The organism is Rhodoferax sp., from assembly GCF_028715765.1.
Lineage (GTDB): Bacteria > Pseudomonadota > Gammaproteobacteria > Burkholderiales > Burkholderiaceae_C > Rhodoferax.
The window spans coordinates 14,609-32,447 of record NZ_JAQURE010000022.1 but is presented as its reverse complement, the minus strand read 5'-3'; the positions used below and the strand labels follow the sequence as shown (position 1 = coordinate 32,447).

The 17,839-nt window shown below is 55.9% G+C and carries 24 protein-coding genes; 15 read left to right on the top strand and 9 right to left on the bottom strand.

Annotation, left to right across the window (positions count from 1 at the left end; translation table 11 throughout):
• Positions 1-144 precede the first annotated feature (144 nt).
• The 6 genes from PHT20_RS09385 to PHT20_RS09360 are packed head-to-tail and all read left to right on the top strand — an operon-like array spanning position 145 to position 3,625.
• Positions 145-372 (top strand): sulfurtransferase TusA family protein, encoded by a 228-nt coding sequence (locus tag PHT20_RS09385; RefSeq protein WP_300084461.1) that lies wholly within the window; start codon positions 145-147, stop codon positions 370-372.
• A gap of 43 nt (positions 373-415) precedes the next feature.
• Positions 416-886: a DsrE/DsrF/DrsH-like family protein gene (locus PHT20_RS09380; protein WP_300084460.1), complete on the top strand. Its 471-nt coding sequence runs from the start codon at positions 416-418 to the stop codon at positions 884-886.
• A gap of 3 nt (positions 887-889) precedes the next feature.
• Positions 890-1,777 carry a hypothetical protein gene (locus tag PHT20_RS09375; protein ID WP_301020315.1) on the top strand — a complete coding sequence of 296 codons (888 nt, stop codon included), beginning with the start codon at positions 890-892 and terminating at the stop codon, positions 1,775-1,777.
• A gap of 31 nt (positions 1,778-1,808) precedes the next feature.
• Positions 1,809-2,912, top strand: a complete 1,104-nt coding sequence (locus tag PHT20_RS09370) for a YeeE/YedE family protein (RefSeq protein ID WP_301020314.1) — start codon at positions 1,809-1,811, stop codon at positions 2,910-2,912.
• Between the two features lie 8 nt (positions 2,913-2,920).
• Complete coding sequence (locus PHT20_RS09365; protein ID WP_301020313.1) at positions 2,921-3,328, top strand: thioredoxin domain-containing protein; 408 nt, start codon at positions 2,921-2,923, stop codon at positions 3,326-3,328.
• A 3-nt stretch (positions 3,329-3,331) separates the two neighbouring features.
• Positions 3,332-3,625 (top strand): TusE/DsrC/DsvC family sulfur relay protein, encoded by a 294-nt coding sequence (locus PHT20_RS09360; RefSeq protein WP_301020312.1) that lies wholly within the window; start codon positions 3,332-3,334, stop codon positions 3,623-3,625.
• Between the two features lie 93 nt (positions 3,626-3,718).
• Here PHT20_RS09360 and PHT20_RS09355 read toward each other — a convergent pair whose 3' ends face one another.
• Genes PHT20_RS09355 through PHT20_RS09315 form a run of 9 tightly spaced genes read right to left on the bottom strand, consistent with a single transcriptional unit; the run spans position 3,719 to position 9,349 of the window.
• Positions 3,719-4,339: a class I SAM-dependent methyltransferase gene (locus PHT20_RS09355; RefSeq protein WP_301020311.1), complete on the bottom strand. Its 621-nt coding sequence runs from the start codon at positions 4,337-4,339 to the stop codon at positions 3,719-3,721.
• Positions 4,340-4,349: 10 nt separating this feature from the next.
• Positions 4,350-4,568, bottom strand: coding sequence for a hypothetical protein (locus PHT20_RS09350; RefSeq protein ID WP_301020310.1), 219 nt, complete (start codon positions 4,566-4,568; stop codon positions 4,350-4,352).
• 32 nt (positions 4,569-4,600) lie between these two features.
• Positions 4,601-5,020 carry a S24 family peptidase gene (locus tag PHT20_RS09345; RefSeq protein WP_301020309.1) on the bottom strand — a complete coding sequence of 140 codons (420 nt, stop codon included), beginning with the start codon at positions 5,018-5,020 and terminating at the stop codon, positions 4,601-4,603.
• Positions 5,020-6,495, bottom strand: a complete 1,476-nt coding sequence (locus PHT20_RS09340) for a 2Fe-2S iron-sulfur cluster-binding protein (protein WP_301020308.1) — start codon at positions 6,493-6,495, stop codon at positions 5,020-5,022. Before PHT20_RS09340 ends, PHT20_RS09345 begins: the two co-directional genes overlap by 1 nt.
• A gap of 39 nt (positions 6,496-6,534) precedes the next feature.
• A complete protein-coding gene (locus PHT20_RS09335; RefSeq protein ID WP_301020307.1) occupies positions 6,535-7,443 on the bottom strand; it encodes a TauD/TfdA family dioxygenase in 909 nt (302 codons plus the stop codon).
• A gap of 38 nt (positions 7,444-7,481) precedes the next feature.
• Positions 7,482-8,099 (bottom strand): hypothetical protein, encoded by a 618-nt coding sequence (locus tag PHT20_RS09330; RefSeq protein WP_301020306.1) that lies wholly within the window; start codon positions 8,097-8,099, stop codon positions 7,482-7,484.
• 42 nt (positions 8,100-8,141) lie between these two features.
• Entirely contained in the window at positions 8,142-8,471 is a 330-nt protein-coding gene (locus tag PHT20_RS09325) for a TusE/DsrC/DsvC family sulfur relay protein (RefSeq protein WP_301020305.1), read from the bottom strand.
• Positions 8,472-8,504: 33 nt separating this feature from the next.
• Positions 8,505-9,113, bottom strand: coding sequence for a type I-MYXAN CRISPR-associated protein Cas6/Cmx6 (gene cas6, locus PHT20_RS09320; protein WP_301020304.1), 609 nt, complete (start codon positions 9,111-9,113; stop codon positions 8,505-8,507).
• On the bottom strand, positions 9,110-9,349 hold the full coding sequence (locus PHT20_RS09315) for a hypothetical protein (protein WP_301020303.1): 240 nt from the start codon (positions 9,347-9,349) through the stop codon (positions 9,110-9,112). The genes cas6 and PHT20_RS09315 overlap by 4 nt, the downstream gene beginning before the upstream one ends.
• A 311-nt stretch (positions 9,350-9,660) precedes the next feature.
• Here PHT20_RS09315 and dsrA point away from each other — a divergent pair, with 311 nt between their 5' ends.
• Genes dsrA through PHT20_RS09270 form a run of 9 tightly spaced genes read left to right on the top strand, consistent with a single transcriptional unit; the run spans position 9,661 to position 17,835 of the window.
• The gene (gene dsrA, locus PHT20_RS09310) at positions 9,661-10,941 is read left to right on the top strand and encodes a dissimilatory-type sulfite reductase subunit alpha (protein ID WP_301020302.1); all 1,281 of its coding nucleotides are present in this window, start codon (positions 9,661-9,663) and stop codon (positions 10,939-10,941) included.
• 55 nt (positions 10,942-10,996) lie between these two features.
• Positions 10,997-12,067: a dissimilatory-type sulfite reductase subunit beta gene (gene dsrB, locus PHT20_RS09305; protein WP_300084446.1), complete on the top strand. Its 1,071-nt coding sequence runs from the start codon at positions 10,997-10,999 to the stop codon at positions 12,065-12,067.
• Positions 12,068-12,087: 20 nt separating this feature from the next.
• Positions 12,088-12,447, top strand: a complete 360-nt coding sequence (tusD, locus tag PHT20_RS09300; protein ID WP_301020301.1) for a sulfurtransferase complex subunit TusD — start codon at positions 12,088-12,090, stop codon at positions 12,445-12,447.
• A gap of 25 nt (positions 12,448-12,472) precedes the next feature.
• On the top strand, positions 12,473-12,862 hold the full coding sequence (gene tusC, locus PHT20_RS09295; protein WP_301020300.1) for a sulfurtransferase complex subunit TusC: 390 nt from the start codon (positions 12,473-12,475) through the stop codon (positions 12,860-12,862).
• A 16-nt stretch (positions 12,863-12,878) separates the two neighbouring features.
• Entirely contained in the window at positions 12,879-13,178 is a 300-nt protein-coding gene (tusB, locus tag PHT20_RS09290; RefSeq protein ID WP_301020299.1) for a sulfurtransferase complex subunit TusB, read from the top strand.
• 41 nt (positions 13,179-13,219) lie between these two features.
• Complete coding sequence (locus PHT20_RS09285; RefSeq protein ID WP_300087726.1) at positions 13,220-13,552, top strand: TusE/DsrC/DsvC family sulfur relay protein; 333 nt, start codon at positions 13,220-13,222, stop codon at positions 13,550-13,552.
• Positions 13,553-13,592: 40 nt separating this feature from the next.
• Positions 13,593-14,327 carry a respiratory nitrate reductase subunit gamma gene (locus PHT20_RS09280; RefSeq protein WP_301020298.1) on the top strand — a complete coding sequence of 245 codons (735 nt, stop codon included), beginning with the start codon at positions 13,593-13,595 and terminating at the stop codon, positions 14,325-14,327.
• Positions 14,328-14,338: 11 nt separating this feature from the next.
• A complete protein-coding gene (gene dsrK, locus PHT20_RS09275; RefSeq protein ID WP_301020297.1) occupies positions 14,339-15,832 on the top strand; it encodes a sulfate reduction electron transfer complex DsrMKJOP subunit DsrK in 1,494 nt (497 codons plus the stop codon).
• A gap of 44 nt (positions 15,833-15,876) precedes the next feature.
• Complete coding sequence (locus PHT20_RS09270; protein ID WP_301020296.1) at positions 15,877-17,835, top strand: NAD(P)-binding protein; 1,959 nt, start codon at positions 15,877-15,879, stop codon at positions 17,833-17,835.
• The last annotated feature ends 4 nt before the right edge of the window (positions 17,836-17,839 follow it).

Genomic DNA, 17,839 nt, shown 5'->3' with positions numbered 1-17,839 from the left:
TTTGGGCTACCCCAGCCCACCCTTCGAGGTGATGGACGCTGGGGAGCGCGCCACTGAAAATCGTTTGAGAGTGCCAGCGTTACGCCCCCGCACCCGGGGCACAAATCACTGGCATACCCCTTTTTAAACTGATGGAGACACTTTATGGAATTTAGCAAAGAATTTGATGCATCTGGCCTGTCTTGCCCGCTGCCCATTGTTCGCACGAAAAAAGCCTTGGCCGACATGACGTCAGGTCAGGTGTTGAAAGTGATCGCCACAGACCCTGGCTCGGTCTGCGACATGGCCGCCTTTGCCGAGCAAACCGGCAATACCTTGCTGGAACAAGGCAGTGAAAACAGCAAATTTGTTTTCTTTTTGAAAAAAGCCTGATTCACCCCTTTCACTGACAGCAACAGACACCCGGAGCGCTCGCATGGCAACCAAAAAAATGGCACTGATCGCCACCAAAGGCACCTTGGACATGGCTTACCCGCCATTTATTTTGGCCTCCACTGCCGCCGCGCTGGGCTGGGATGTGCAGATCTTTTTCACGTTTTACGGGCTTCAACTGCTGCGTAAAAACCTTGACGACATCAAAATCAGCCCACTGGCCAACCCCGCCATGCCCATGCCTGTGCCGATGCCCGTGATGGTACAAATGTTGCCCGGCATGGAGTCCATGGCCACCATGATGATGAAAAACAAGATGAAGTCCAAAGGCGTGGCTTCGTTGCAAGAACTGCGTGACATTTGCCTCGAGTCAGATGTGAAGTTTGTGGCTTGCCAAATGACCGTGGATTTATTTGAGTTTGAAACCAGCGAATTCATCAAAGACGTCGAATACGGCGGAGCCGCCACGTTCATGAAGTTTGCTGGCGAATCTGACGTTTGCTTGTTCATTTAAGCCATGCGCAAACATTGGCTCATCGGTTGCGCCCTGTGGTGTGTAGCGCAACTCAGCATGGCGCTTGCGCCCTACACACACGCCAGCCCATTACCCGCAGCCGACCTTAACGCCCAAATTTCTCAGATTGAGGGCAAGCTCAAGAGTGAAGGCTTTACGCTGCTCGGGCATCACGTGCCCAAAGGCATCACCGGCCAGGCCAGCATTGTGGTCTCTGACCCCGCCATGTTGGCAGTGATTCAAGCCAACGGCACGGGCAGCAGCATTGTGGCGGCCGGGCTTCGGGTAGGCATCGCCCAAGATGGCGCAGTGTCCTACATGACCCCTGAATACTGGTACCGCGCTTACTTGCGTAACCACTATGCGGGCGCACAAACGGCAGTGAAATCCATTGAACAACGCTTGGCTAAAGTTTTGGGGTCGGGCGAAGGTTTTGGCGGTGATGTGCCGTTTGCGCAGTTGACAGACTACCGCTACATGTTTGGCATGGAACGGTTTGACTCAGCCAACAGTGAAATTGGCAGCTTCACCAGCTTTGATGAAGCGCTCAACACAGTTCAAAGCAACTTGAATAAAGGCTTTGGCGATACCCAGCGGGTTTATGAAGTGGTGATGCCAGCCCAGAAAATGGCAGTGTTTGGTGTCGCCATGAACAGCGCCAGCGACGGTGAAGGCTGGTGGGTGAACAAAATTGGCACCGATTTCCCTGCGGCCTTGCCGTATGAAGTGTTCATTGTGGACAACAAGGTCTATGCCTTGTACGCCCGCTACCGCATTGCGCTGGCATGGCCCGCTTTGGGCATGGGGCAATTCATGGGCATCATCAATGCGCCTGAAGCCATTCGCAACACCTTAGCGCGCGTAGCCGCTGCCAGCACCGCAAACAACTGAACCGTACCTTGCTACCTGAGGAAAAGATCAAATGACTGAAGCCGTCAATCCTTCTGCATGGGTAATTTGGGGGGGCTTTGTGCTGGCCTTCGTGTTTGGGGCATTGGCCAATAAAAGCAACTTTTGCACCATGGGTGCCATTTCAGATGTGGTCAACATGTCGCATTGGGGGCGCATGCGCATGTGGTTTTTGGCCATGGCGGTAGCCATCGTTGGCACCGCTTTGCTGCACACGCAAGGGTTGATTGACTTGACTAAAACCATTTACACGCGCCCCAATGTGCCCTGGCTGTCCATGCTGGTGGGCGGCGGTTTGTTTGGCGTGGGCATGACGATTGCCGGTGGCTGTGTCAACAAAAACCTGGTTCGGGTGGGCGCTGGCAGCTTGCGCTCTGTGGTGGTACTGGTGTTTGTGGCCATATCTGCTTACATGACGCTCAAAGGCTTGTTTGGTCAATGGCGTGCCAGTTTTTTAGACCCGGTGGTACTCGATTTATCTGCCTGGGGGCTGGCTGGGCAAACCCTGCCGCAGTTGGTGGCCAAGCTCACTGGCCTATCCGGTAATAGCGTTGTGTGGTTGACGGCTGCGGTGGTCAGCATCGGATTGCTTCTGTTTGTCTTGAAAGACAAACGTTTTCGTGCCAACAACCTTCAAATGGTCAGCGGCGTGGTGTTGGGGTTGCTGGTGGTGGCCGCTTGGTACCTGACCGGACACGTGGGTCATGGTGAAAACCCTGACACCATGGAAATTGTTTACTTTGCCACCAACACCCGCACACTTGAATCTTTCAGCTTTGTGGCGCCCACTGCGTTTGGCTTGGAACTGCTGATGCTCTGGACAGATAAGTCGTTGCTACTGACCTTTGGCATTGCCAGTGCCATGGGTGTGGTGCTGGGCTCCATGGCTTATGCGCTGAGTGCTGGCCAATTCCGTTGGGAAGGTTTTGCCTCGGTTGAAGACTTGCGCACCCAGTTGCTGGGGGCAGTGTTGATGGGGTTTGGGGGTGTCACCGCGCTGGGTTGCACTGTGGGTCAAGGTTTGTCGGGGGTGTCCACTCTGGCCATGGGCTCGTTTTTGGTGCTGGGCAGCATCACGGCGGGTGCGGTGGCCACCATGCACTACCAAAACCGCTGACCTGCGCCATGGCACATGTCATTGACGTAGAAGAAGCCGACTTTGAAGCCCGGGTAGTACTGGCTTCACATCAAGTGCCCGTGGTGTTGGACATTGGCGCCGAATGGTGCAGCCCGTGCCGCGTGTTGACGCCCTTGCTGGAGCGTCTGGCGGCGCAGTACAGCGGTCAATTCATTTTGGCCAAAGTGGATGCCGATGAAAACATGCGCATTGCAGGGCGGCATCAAGCCAAAGGCTTTCCCACCGTGGTGGCCTATAGCCGCGGTTTGGTCACAGACCGTTTTCACAGCATGCAAACCGAAGGATTTTTGCGCAGCTTTTTAGATCGGCTGATCGCGCACCATGCGGCTGGTGCGGCGTTCACAGTTGAAACCCCTTTACCCACCGCAGACACATCAACCCAGAAAGCACCCTGAAAAATGAACCTACCCGAACGCGATGGCGATGGCTACCTGACCGACATGTCTGCCTGGACAGACGATGTGGGGCGCGCCATGGCGCAAGCTGACAACTATGAACTTGACGATGTGAAGTGGTCGCACATCCTGAAAGCGCGTGCCTATTACGACGAGTTTGGCAGCGTGCCGCCGATTCGTAAATTCGCCAAGTACATTGAAGAAGACCAAAACGCTGTCTTCAAATTGTGGATGACCGGCCCCATGAAACCCATCACCAAATACGGTGGACTGCCCAAACCTACCGGTTGTGTTTAGGTCGGTTGCTCCATCGAATTGTTTGAATTTGTGAATCAAAATAGCCTCTACTGCTTATTTCATAAGTGCAAGCAGCTATGAAAATAGTAGTTTTCAGGACAACTGCTTTCGGCAATAGCAGTAGACAAACTTTTGCACGCTGCCAAACGGCGTATGGTGATCTTCGCGCTCATGGCTCAGCAAGACAAACGGGGCGCCAAACTCCGCATGCAATGCATCTGGCTCGTAGCGCATGACCGGCAAACCACTGCATTGCAGGGGGCCATCGCTGGCAAATGTGGCCATGATGACGTGACCCCCTGGTTTTAGCGAGCGCAACACGCAGTTTACATAGGCCTCACGATCTGCTTTGTTGGTTAAAAAGTGGAACACCGCACGGTCATGCCAAACATCAAAAGCATGCTGGGGCAGGGCGAGTTTGGTAATGTCGCCCACCAGCCATTGAACCTTGTTGGCTTGTGCGCCAAGTCTGGCCTGTGAGGCTGCCAGTGCGGATGCAGACAGGTCAAGCACCGTCACGCTTGTGAAAGCGTGCTGTAAAAGATCATCGACCAGGGTGGAGGCTCCGCCACCCACATCAATGATGGCTGCCGACGCTTGCACCCCGGTGCCCTGAATCAGCCGCAAGGATTGTTCTGCATGCACCTGAAACCAACTGACATCGGTGGCTGGTTTGTGGGTGTAAACATTTTCCCAATGGTCTTTGGTTTGCATGCAATGCCTTTCAATCATCACCCTTGGGGCCTGCCACACGCACCTGGCACAGCAAGTCTTGCGCCTGCAGAGGGTCTTCGGCAAATATGACTTTCACCTTGTCAGTGGCTGGCAGCTCAAGCTGCAAACGCAGCAGCTTGGCTTGCTTGGAGGCCTCTGAAAACGTGTCAAGCGCACGCAGTTGCTCAAGTTGACCAAAGGGTTTGACGTGGTAAATGTAGTAAGGCATGGCGCTGAAATAGGTTGGGTTCGGGACGGGGTTCAGACGTAAAACTTGGAAGCACGGCGCCTGCCGGGCAAGGCTTTTTGAATGATCACCCCTTTGATGCCAGACAAGTCGGCAATCGGCTCATCGGCAAATGCCGGGTTGAGCGCGTGCAAAAACCAACCCGTGTGGTCACGCAGCAGCTGCCTGAAAATCCAGTTGTCTTGGTGCCAGGCCAAGACAAAAGCGCCCGCTTTGGCCAAGCCTTCGGGTTCAATCAAAATGATTTCACCCTCTTGAAACTCAGGCACCATGCTTTGCCCCTGCACCATCAAAGCAAACGACTCGCCACCCGCGCACTCTGGCAGCGCCATGGCATGTGCATCGAGGGTGGCCTGGGCATAAGTGTCGGTGGCGGCGCTCACAGGCTCAGTAGCCAATGTGGTTTGAGTGGCAATGGGGACAGAAGGATGCATCAGATCACCTGGGCAAAAATTTGAGCTGCGGCCACACCCGAAGCACGCAACTCGTCATGCAAGGTTTGCACAAAGATGGCCGGGCCACACAGGTAAAAGTCGCAGTCAATGTCAAACAGATCAGCACGCATGGCCTGGGCAATTTGCCAGGCGCCCAAGGCGGCATCGGGGTGGGTGACCAACTCGAACTCGAAGGGGTCAAGCGCTTCAGACCAGGCGCGGCATTGGTTGCTGTAGAAGTGCCCATCGCTGCGCGTGGCCAGCCAAAACAGCGACAGCGAAGGCGATGCGTCTAACGACAGCGCGTACTCAATCAAGCTTTTGATGGCGCCAAACCCTTCATCGCAGGCCGCAAACACCAGCGGCCGGTGCCCTTCAGCCAACACAAATTCGCCATCGGGTCCAGTCACCGTCAAGCTGCTGCCATGGTGAAGCTGGCGCTCAAACAATGCTGTGGCAAAGGCATCCGCCGGGTTGCGGGTGATGAAAAATAGCAAATTGCGGTCGTCACACGGACAGCTGGCCAGCGCGTAAACGCCAGACACGTCGCCCACACCAGGCACGGCGGCACCCAGTTGGACCGACTGCCCCGCCAAAAAGCGCAGCCGGTGGGTGCGCGGGGTTTGCAGATGCAACAGCCAGGTGTTAGGGGCGAGTTCGGTCACAGCACGCACCGTGGTCACGATCAATTGCAAAGCGATGTCTTGCGGGCCATGGGCTTCAAGCAACTCCAGCGTCAGGTTGCTGCTGGCTGCGGTGTGGCAACACATCAGGGTGTAGCCCTGGGTTTTTTCAGCCTCTGAGAGCACGTAGTCAGCGTGCTGGGTGGGTGCCACTGCGCCTTCTATCACCCGCACTTTGCACATGCCGCAACTGCCGTTGCCACAGCCATAGTTCAGCTTCAAGCCAGCATGTAGCCCGGCTTGCAACAAGTTGGCATGCCCCTCGACCGAGAACTCGTGCCCGCTGGGGCGCACTGTGACCTGCGCCGTCATGATTTTCAACATATCGTCCATCACCTCCAGCATGCCCACCGACTCCGTGGCCAAGACCTTGGCCAACCCTTGGGTCGCCGCTTGCTCTAACGCCTGCCACTGCACTGCTTCCGGGCTGCGCTGGCACTGCTGGCGAATCTGCTGCTGCAGCTCAATTACCAGCGCGTGGTAGCGCTGCACATGGCGGCGCAGGTCGGCCAGCTCTTGGCTTTGGGTAAACAAGCGCTGTGCCAACACCTCTTGGCTGGGAAGCAAGCGCTCGCGCACCCGTTTGCCAAAGGCTTCATCGCGGATTTGCGTCACGCGCTCCAACATGCCCGACGCTTCGAGTTGGGCGTTGGGGTAAAGCCGTCGGAGTGTCTCGGTGCTGACCCAGCCGTCTTCCAGCACCAGCGTGCCATCGCGCACCTGCTGTTGCAAGACACCACGCGCCAACCCCAAGAGCTGTGCAGCACGCCAAATACTGACTTTGTGGGTCATGGTGATGCTATCTAATAAAGAGCTGCTTGTGCATATATATCAAGCGCTAGAGGCCAATTTGTTATAAATTTCTGGCGCCATAACGCGATCCAGGTAACGCGCCCGGTACAGCAAGCGTGGCTGGGCGGGGGCATCTTCAAAAGCGGCGCGGTCGTGCAAGACGTTGTTGCACACCAGCCCCATGCCCGGCTCCAGCTTCAAGCGAAAGATACAGGGGCTGTCACTGGCCAAAAAATCTGTCAGAAACTGTACCGCCGCACGGGTAGATGCGTCATTTTTCCAAACAATGCTGCGCGTGCGGGCGGTGTAGCGCATGTGCAAAACACCGGTGTGCGGGTCAACCGAAAACACCGGCCCAGTTTGCTCAGGGCGTGCCACACCGTCGTCGTCCAACCGCGCGGGAATGGTCATGGCATCAGCGGCCATCAAAGCACGCACCCAATCTGGGTTGGCGTCGCGCATGGCGATGTAGGCCATGTCGTGGTCAAGCAGCGCGGTTTCACCGCCACGGCTGGCAGGGCGCACGCAATGCAGCACCATGCCACGTATCAAACGCTGCGCGGGCTGGTAGTAGCCGTCGGTATGCCACTTAATGGCGCGGTTGGTGTAGGGAATAAAAGCCGGGCGGTCGCCGCTGGGCTCTGCCACTGCGATGGGTGAAATGCCATCCACATCGGCCAGCCAATTGCCATCAAGCCGGTGCAAGCCCAGCTGTTGACCTAACCGCAAAGGAATGTTTTTATCAGCTTCGGTCACAGCGCTTTGGTATATGACCATATTGACCTGAGAGCATTTATTTATAAGCGCAAGCAGCTCTGTTTTTTGTAGTAATCTAGGGTCTGCTACAGGCACCACCAAGTCACTCGCCTGGTGTGGCTGGGCGGCCCATTTGGCGGCGCGCCAATGGGCATAGGCGGGTGCATTGTTCAAATCAAAGGGGGTTGACATGGGTAGAGGGTGGGGCTTGGTTGGGGGCTTAGGGCAACTCAATCGCCAGAAACCGCGCCTCTGGCACCACGTTTGGCATGGGGTTCGGTTGACAGCACGCCGTCCATGCCGCGGCCGATCATGCCCAGGGCGTCGGGCACCTCGCTGGCCATGACCTGGTCAACCACCCAGCGTTTGTCTTTGTCAGGCATCAAGGCCTCAATGCGGTGACCCAGGTAGCGCACAAAAGCAAAATCCGGGCCATGGGCATCAAAACCAAAGTCGGCGTAGTGGTCAGCCAGCTGGTTGTAAAGGTCAATGAATTGGTCAGCGTAGCTGCCCTGCCCGGCGCCGGGCTCGCCCATCAAACCCTCTTCGTTGTCTTGCAGCACCTGCGCCACGCGTTGCACCAATGCGGTCATGAATTCAGTGCGCATGGCATCATCCATGCGCTGGGCTGCCAGGCGGTCAATGACCTGGGTCAAAAACACCAGCACTTCATGCGTAAAAGCAAAGTATTGCGCCCCTACTTCAATGTCAAAGCGCGCCGAACGCATTTGCTTGAGCGTGTTTTGCGCCACCCGCCAGGTGATGAAGGCCATGGCGCTGGCTTGCTGTTGCGGCGTTTTGGAGGCGCCGTCATGAAACCACTGGCTCTTGATGCGGATGTTGGCCATGGTCAGCAGGCACCCGCATCAAGCCACTTCAGCGACACCATCTCAATACCCACCTTTGCCCAAAGGCTGTGGCAACCCAGCCACTTTGGGACCCTGCTTGGCTGGCCCAACAGGGAACAGGTCGTAGAGGTATTTGCTGTCAACACCGGGGTGAAGCTCGGCAAAGCCTTTGAGCATGTTGCGAAAGTTGGGGGTGTGGCCGTGTTCACGGTATTCATCACGCAGGTAGTTGACCACTTCCCAATGGGCGTCTGTCAAGCTGATGCCTTCGGCTGCTGCGATCACGCGCACGGCTTCATCGTCATAAAGGGGTTCCAGCAAGTAGCCCAAATCGTCTGTTTCAACTTCCGAACCGTTGATGATGTATGCCATGGGGTTGCTCCTTTCAGGGTTAAAAAAATAGGGTTACACCGCTGCTGCGGATTTGTGGGGAATGAAAATGCCGCAGCCTTGCAAGCGGTAGGGTCCCAGGCCTTGCTGCTGCAGGTGCAAAGACGGTGCCGGAGCCAGACCATGCAGCATCAGGCTGAAGGCGGTGACTTTGCCATGCGCCAAACTGAGCTGCTGGCGTTTGCCACACACGCGCTCACCGGCAATGCCCAAACCAGCTAACTCGGCCGCCATGCCTTGCATGAAAGCCACCTCGTCTGGGTCTGAGGCGGCCACTCGGTAGGCATACAGCGTGGTGTGTGGCACCAATTCATGCAGGTGCGGCGCCGCCAGGCGCAACGCATGGCCGGCCACCGTCAGGTCAATGGGGGCGCACGACAACAGCGCTTGCGCCCGCTCGCGTGACAAGCGCACCATCAATTTGGCACGCCCAGACAACATGGCCAAAGGCTCGGCTCCCGTGACCAGCTTGATGGTGTGCACTGCCGCCAAAGGCTCGTCTTTTAGCCAAGGCCAGGCTTCACACAGCGCCTCTTTAAGACTCTGGGCATGGTCACGCGGTAAAAACCGGCCCGTGACTGGAAACACCAGGTCAACCGTGGCGCAGGGATCAGATGCGTTCATGACACCTCCGGGGGCTGCGTTTGATGCGCTGGCTGGGCTTGTGCCCAACGCACCAAGGCCTCACCCCACAAGCGTGCCGACTGCGGGTCGATGTCAAACACCGTGAAGCGGCTTTTCTCGCGGATGCGCGTTCGCAGCAAACGCATGCCGCCGCCTTCAAAGTCAAGCTGCTGCAGTTCAATGACCTGTCCGGTGACTGGAATCGTCCATTTTTCAAGCGGTGTAAGTGTGCTCATGGTGTTTTTTGGAGGGTTGTCAACAAAGCTTGAGGGCAGGCTGGGCGCGCAGTTTCAGGGCAAAAAATGCTATTTTCTTCAAGCCTCTATTGGGCGCAACAGCAAGCCCGCCCGTCTATCACCGGGACGGGTGGGGGCATATAGCCCAAATGGGTAGCCCAAAATACCCAACGAGGGGGATGGTTTGGTACGGCGCTGACTCGTACGATTTGCGCCAGAGTTGAGGAAATTGAGCTGCAAAGTTCAATGGATGCAAAAGCCCGGTTCGATCGACCAGCGCAAACCCCGCGCACCATGACAGGAGACACCCCATGAGCATTAAGCAACACGACACCCCCATGCTTGACCAACTCGAAAGCGGGCCTTGGCCCAGCTTTGTGACCGGTCTGAAACGGCTGGCCAAAGACAGCGAGTACATGACCGATTTGGTAGGCCAACTGGAGCACTCCTACAAAACCCGCAAAGGGTACTGGAAGGGTGGCACGGTGGGTGTGTTTGGCTACGGCGGTGGCGTGATTCCACGGTTTTCAGAAGTGGCAGAGATGTTTCCCGCTTCCAAAGAATTTCACACGCTGCGCGTGCAACCCCCGGCTGGCATGCACTACAACACCGACGTGCTGCGCAAAATGTGTGACATTTGGGAGCGTCATGGCTCTGGGTTGATCGCTTTTCATGGCCAGTCTGGCGACATCATGTTCCAAGGTGCCAGTACCGCCAACGTGCAAGGTGCGTTTGACGAGATCAACGAGCTGGGTTTTGACCTGGGCGGTGCCGGGCCCGCAGTGCGCACCAGCATGTCATGTGTAGGGGCGGCACGTTGCGAGCAATCTTGCTTTGACGAGGCACGCGCTCACCGCCAAGTGCTCAACACCTTTTTGGATGACATGCACCGCCCGGCGCTGCCTTACAAGTTCAAATTCAAGTTCTCAGGCTGCCCGAACGACTGCATGAACTCCATTCAGCGTGCGGACATGGCGGTCATTGGCACCTGGCGCGACAACATCCGGGTTGACGAAGCCTTGGCGCGCAAGTGGTTTGACAAGCATGGCATGACCGAACTGGTCAACGACGTGGTCAGCCGTTGCCCCACCAAAGCCATCATGCTCAAAGAAATCAAACAGCAAACCAGTGGCGAAAAAATCTCTAGCGTGGCTGTGAGCGACACGCATTGCCTTGAAATCGACAACAGCAACTGCGTGCGCTGCATGCACTGCATCAACGTCATGACCGGCGCTTTGGCCACTGGGGTGGACAAGGGTGTGAGCATTTTGATGGGGGGCAAGCGCACCCTCAAGATTGGCGATCTGATGGGCACGGTGGTGGTGCCCTTCATGCCCATGAAAACCGATGAAGACTACGAAGCACTGGTGGATCTGGGTCAAAAGTCGATTGACTTCTTTGCTGAAAACGCCTTAGAGCACGAGCGCACCGGCGAAATGATCGAGCGCATTGGGTTGATCAACTTTCTGGAAGGCATTGGCCTGGAAATTGACCCCAACATGGTGGCCACCCCACGCACCAACCCCTACGTTCGCACCGATGGCTGGGACGACGAAGTGGCCAAGATCAACGCCCGCAAAGCCGCGGCCTGAAGCCCGTCGTCACCCCACGCATTGACACCAACTCCATTGAACAGGAAAGACAACCATGGCTACTAAACGCACCCCCATTGAGAGCGGCGTACCAGACAACAAGCAGTTTTTGCACCCGCTGATGGCCAAAAATTATGGCAACTGGAAATACCATGACCGGCCACGCCCAGGGGTGTTGCACCATGTATCTCACAGCGGCGATGAAATCTGGACGGTGCGTGCAGGCACGCAGCGCCAAATGGATTTATTCACCATCCGCAAGCTCTGCGACATTGCCGACACCTATGCCGATGGCCATGTGCGCTTCACCATTCGCTCCAACATCGAATACATGGTGTCTGACCCAGCACGGGTTGAGCCGCTGGTGGCTGCACTCACCACCAACGGTTTTCCGGTGGGTGGCACAGGTAACTCGGTGTCTTCCATTGCCCACACTCAAGGCTGGCTGCACTGTGACATTCCAGGTACCGATGCCTCCGGCGCAGTCAAGGCCTTGATGGACGAACTGGTGGATGAATTTGTCAAGGAAGACATGCCCAACCGGGTACACCTGTCGACCTCATGCTGCGAAATCAATTGCGGCGGCCAAGCCGACATTGCCATCGTGATGCAGCACACCAAGCCACCCAAAATCAACCATGACTTGGTTGCCAACATGTGCGAACGCCCCACCGTGGTGGCGCGCTGCCCGGTGGCCGCCATTCGCCCTGCCATGGTCAACGGCAAGCCGTCTCTCGAAATTGACGAGTCCAAATGCATGTGCTGTGGTGCGTGCTTCCCACCCTGCCCGCCCATGCAGATCAACGACCCAGATCACAGCAAGCTGGCCATTTGGGTAGGCGGCAAAAACTCCAACGCACGCGGCAAACCCACCTTCATGAAGATGGTGGCCTCGGGTCTGCCCAACAACCCGCCACGTTGGCCAGAAGTGTCGGCCATGGTGAAAAAGATTCTCTACACCTACAAGGCAGACGCCCGCTCGTGGGAGCGTATTTCTGACTGGATTGAACGCATTGGTTGGCCCGCATTCTTTGAGAAATGCGACCTGCCTTTCACCAAATACCTGATTGACGACTGGCGTGGTTCACGCGCTAGCTTGAACGCATCAACCCATATCCGTTTTTAACTTTTCTGACCCCACACACCATGAAATTTGGCATTCTCGTCAATGAAGGCCCCTACACACACCAAGCGTCTGACAGCGCTTACCAGTTTGTGGTGGCGGCACTGGACAAAGGTCACACCATCCAGCGTGTGTTTTTCTACCACGATGGCGTCAACAACGCCACCCGACTGACCGAGCCACCGCAAGATGACCGCAACGTTGTCAACCGCTGGTCGGCCTTGGCGGCAGAGCACAAGGTGGACTTGGTGGTGTGCGTGGCCGCGGCGCTGCGCCGTGGCATCAAAGAAGAAGTGTTGGCACCAGGGTTTCGGATTTCAGGCTTGGGGCAGTTGGTAGACAGCGGCATCAAGGCAGACCGGCTGGTGACCTTCGGCGACTAACTTCAACCCAAGAAACAAACACACCATGAGCGAACAAGCAGCACCCAGCGGCCCCAAAGTGAAGAAATTCATGTTTGTGAACCGCAAAGCCCCTTACGGCACGATTTACGCATTGGAGAGCCTGGAGGTGGTTTTGATCACCGCCACATTTGACCAAGACGTGAGCTTGGTGTTCATTGACGATGGCGTTTATGAATTGGTCAAAGGCCAACAAACCAAAGGCATTGGCATCAAAAACTTTTCACCCAGCTACCGCGCGCTGGATGGCTATGACGTTGAAAAACTTTATGTGGATCAAGCCTCCATGGCGCAACGCGGTTTGACCGAAGCCGACTTGCTGGTGCCTGTCGAAGTGCTCGATGACCAGCAAATGGGTGAGCTGATGGCACAGCAAGATGTGATCTTGAGCTTTTAACAACAAGGACAACCTCATGCTGCACATCATCAATCAATCACCTTTTGAAAATAACTCGCTCGACACGTGCCTGCGCATGGCACTGCCCGGACACGCCGTGCTGCTGATTGAAGACGCGGTGTACGCCGCCACACAAGGCAACGCCCTGCAAGAGCGCGTGACCCAAGCCTGTGCCAAACACAGTGTCTATGTGTTGCAGCCTGATCTGGATGCCAGGGGCTTGGGCAGCAAGCTGCTGGCTGGCGTGAGCCCGGTGGACTACGGTGGCTTTGTTGACCTGGTTGAAAAACACGACACCTCGCATTCCTGGCTGTAAGCCGAATCATCCCTTTTTATTTTTACCTACTGGAGTACACCATGAGCTTTGAAATCAACGGAAAAACCTACGAAACAGACGAAGAAGGCTACTTGCTCAATTTGGCTGAGTGGACCACCGAGGCTGCCGGCCACCTGGCAGTCGAGGAAAAAGTAGAACTGACAGACAACCACTGGGAAGTCATCAACTTTTTGCGTGAGTACTATAACGAGTTCCAAATTGCGCCCGCCGTGCGTGTGCTGACCAAAGCCATTGGCAAAAAATTTGGTGAAGAAAAAGGCAACAGCAAATACCTGTACGACCTGTTCCCCTACGGCCCGGCCAAACAAGCTTGCAAGATTGCAGGTTTGCCCAAGCCAACCGGTTGCATCTGACCCAGATTGAGCCAAACCCCACGAACTTGCGGCCTCAACCATGACCTTGTTGACCATTGCTTATGCGGTGTTGTTTTACGTCGCCACCATCGTCTTCGTGGTTGGGTTGACCCGCAAAATTAGCACCTACGCCACCACCCCCGCTCCGTTGAAGATCCCCACCACACCTGCGCCCACCACCGTGGCGGGGGTGCGCTGGCGCTTGGCGCGCGAAGTGGTGTTGTTCGAGAGCCTGTTCAAGTCCAGCAAATGGACATGGTTGTTTGGCTGGTTGTTTCATGCCAGCTTGCTGCTGGTGACCCTGCGGCACTTGCGCTATGTGCAAGAACCCGTGTGGTTGCCAGTGACACTGGTGCAACCCTTTGGCACTTACGCCGGGTTTGCCATGGTGGCTGGCCTGGGTGGGCTGTGGGCCAGACGCTGGTTGGTCGACCGGGTGCGCTACATCTCCACCCCTTCAGACCACTTGATGTTGGTGCTGCTGTTGGCCATTGGCATGTCGGGGCTGGCCATGCGCTTTGTAGCTCACACAGATATTTTGGCGCTCAAAGCCTTTGTGCTGGGCTTGATGCGCTTTAACTTGCAACCCCTGCCCACCGACCCGGTGCTGTTGGTACACCTGGCGCTGGTGGCGTTGCTCATGATGATTTTCCCCATCAGCAAACTGTTGCACGCACCGGGTCTGTTTTTCAGTCCCACACGCAACCAAGCTGACAACGCCCGCGAAGTTCGCCATATTTCGGCTTGGGCAGCCGCTCTGGATAAAAAAGCCTAAGCACACACACCATGGCCACCGCAGCGTTCGAAACCCCCAAGCTCAAAAGCTACCCGGTCATCCCCTTGATTCAAGTGGGTGCCATGTCGCACATCAAGTCTTTTCCAGCGGCAGCACCCATTCAAAAGGCGCTGGGCTTCCCAGAGGGCTTGGTTGACGACTGGCAAGACAAGGTCATTGCCAAAATGGGCGACATGCTGGGCAAATACAGGTCGCTGCAGGTGTACATGGACGCCTGCGTGCATTGCGGTGCCTGCTCAGACAAATGCCACTATTTTTTAGGATCAGCCGACCCCAAAAATATGCCGGTGGCACGCCAAGACCTGATGCGCAAGGTCTACCGCCGTTACTTTACTTTTGCCGGCAAGCATTTCCCCAAGCTGGTGGGTGCGGTTGATTTGACGCGCGAGGTGCTCGACGATTGGTACAGCTACTACAACCAGTGCTCTGAGTGCCGGCGCTGCTCGGTGTTTTGCCCCTACGGCATTGACACCGCTGAAGTCACCATGGCGGCGCGCGAGATCATGGACTCCATTGGGTTGGGTCAAAAATATTCCAATGAAATCATTGGCAAAGTCCACCGCATTGGTAACAACCTGGGGCTGCCCGGCCCAGCGCTGATCAACACGCTGGAAGGGCTTGAAGAAGACGTGAAAGATGACACGGGTGTGGATGTCAAATTCCCCATTGATGTCAAGGGTGCAGAAGTTTTGCTCATCACCCCATCTGCTGACTTTTTCTCAGAGCCGCATGTAGAGAGCCTGATTGGTTACGCCAAGGTGTTTCACGCAGCAGGCATCAGCTGGACACTGAGCTCGCATGCATCTGAGGCTGGCAACTTTGGCATGTTCATTGGCAACTATGAGCAAATGCGCAATATCTCCATGCGGGTCAAAGAAGCTGCGCTTGAACTGGGCGTGAGACGCATTGTGGTGGGCGAATGTGGCCATGCCTGGCGCGTGGCCTACAGTTTCTGGAACACCTTGATTGGCCCCTTTGACTATCTAGACCAGCGCTACCCGGTGCCGCAGCACATTTGCGAATTCACCGATGATTTGATTCAACAAGGTGCGTTGCAGTTTGACAAAGACGCCAACGATAACCGCATCATCACGTTTCACGACTCCTGCAATGTGGCACGTGGTTCGCGCATGGGCAACATGCCAGGCGGGCAGTTTGTGATACCTAGACGCATCATCACGACGGTGGCCAATCATTTTTATGACATGGCACCTGAGACCATTCATGAAAGCACCTTTTGCTGTGGCGGCGGCGGCGGTCTGCTGACCGATGACCTGATGGAGTTGCGTGTGAAAGGCGCCCTGCCCCGCATGGAGTCTTTGAAGCAAGTGGTTGATGAGCATCAGGTGAACTTCATGGCCACCATTTGCGCCATTTGCAAAGCCCAGTTCACCAAGGTGTTGCCTTATTACGGCTTCAACATGAGCATGGTGGGCGGTGTCCACCAACTGGTCAGCAAAGCCATTCGACTGGGCGACAAATAGCCCTGCCTTTCCTATTTCACGTACAAAAACCAGGAGATTCCAACATGTCTGCGACCCCCGAAGTCATTGAAGCCAAGCCCTTGACGTTTCGACGTTTTAAAGACGGCGATGCCAAAGTCAAAACCTGGCAAGCACAAATTTTTGATGCGGGTCATTCGCACAAGTGCCCCACTTACATTCAAAGCACCCCACCTTGCCAAGGAAGTTGCCCCGCGGGTGAAGACATTCGGGGTTACCTGAACATTGTGCGTGGCATTGAAAAACCACCCGCAGGCATGGTGTGGCAAGAATATGCCTTTCGGCGTCTGACCGAGGCCAACCCGTTTCCGTCGGTGATGGGTCGGGTTTGCCCAGCACCTTGCGAATCGGGTTGCAACCGCAATCAGGTGGAAGATTTTGTGGGCATCAATTCGGTAGAGCACTTTTTGGGTGACTACGCCATCAAAAACAAACTGGCCTACCACAAGCCTGCGCAAAGCACGGGCAAAACCGTGGCGGTGATTGGTGGCGGACCGGCAGGCTTATCTACCGCTTACCAATTGGCGCTCAAAGGCCACGCCGTCACGATTTTTGATGAGCGCGCCGAGCTCGGCGGCATGATGCGCTACGGCATTCCTGGGTTCCGCACACCACGTGATGTGCTGGATGCTGAAATTCAGCGCATTTTGGACTTGGGCGTGGCAACACGCATGAAATGCCGCATTGGTACCGACATCACCATGGCGCAAATCCGTGAGCAATTTGATGCGGTGTTTTTAGGACTGGGTGCGCAAGCGGGTCGTGCACTGCCCGTAGACGGTGCTGATGCGCCCAATTGCGTCACAGCCACTTCGTTTTTGAAGGCGTTTAACGACGGCCGGTTGCGCCACGTGGGCAAGCGGGTGGTGGTGATTGGTGGTGGTGACACCTCCATTGACGTCGCCACAGTGGCGCGGCGCTTGGGTCATATTGACAAAATCAACGAATCAGACCGGCCAGAGCATGCCATTGCTGGCCATGTGGCGCACGATGTGGCCGCAGCTTCTGTGCGCCAGGGCGCTGAGGTCACGCTGACCACCATTTTCGACATTGAGAAAATGCAGGCTTCCAAGCATGAGGTCGAGCACGCTTTGTCTGAGGGCATCACCATTCGCGGTGGCATGGCGCCAGTGGCCGTGATTCGCGGTGAAGATGGCCGTGCTGTGGCACTGCGCATCATGCGCTGCGAAGCCAAAGTGGTGGGGGGTCGCTTGGAGATCAAAAACATTGAAGGTACCGAGGAAGACATTCCTGCCGATTTGATTGTTTCAGCCATTGGTCAGTCGGTTGACTTCTCCGGCTTGGAAGAATTCAACAACGGCAAGGGTGCCATTGCGTCTGACAAAAACTACCAAGTTCAAGGCCAACCTGGCATTTTTGTTGGCGGTGATGTGGTGCGCCCCCATTTGCTGACCACGGCCATTGGCCATGGCGCGATTGCAGCAGATGGCATCGACCGCTTTTTGCAAAACGAGGCGCTGGACAAACGTCCCAAAATTGACGTTCACACCTTCGATTTGAAGCGCAAGATGATCGAAAAAGGCTTGAACTTTACCGAGGTTCATGAGCCAACCCGTGGCACGGACAAAAGCACTGCAGCCATTCACAATTTTGACAACCGGTCTGATCGCTATGTCATCTCTCACAAAGAATTGTTTTTAGGGCACTTTCCCTTTGCACCTCGCAACAAGCGTGGCATTGTGTCGCTGACTGCGCAAGAAGCGCTGGACAATTTTGAAGAGCGCCTGCAACCCTTGCTTGAAGCCCAGGCCGTGGCTGAAGCCAAGCGCTGCATGAGCTGTGGCCAGTGTTTTGAATGCGACAACTGCGTGGTGTACTGCCCGCAAGTGGCCGTGTTCAAGGTGCCCAAAGCCAAAGCCACCACCGGGCGCTACGTGGACACCGATTACAGCAAATGCATTGGTTGCCATATTTGTTCAGATGTCTGCCCCACGGGTTACATCCAGATGGGCTTGGGGGACTGAGGTC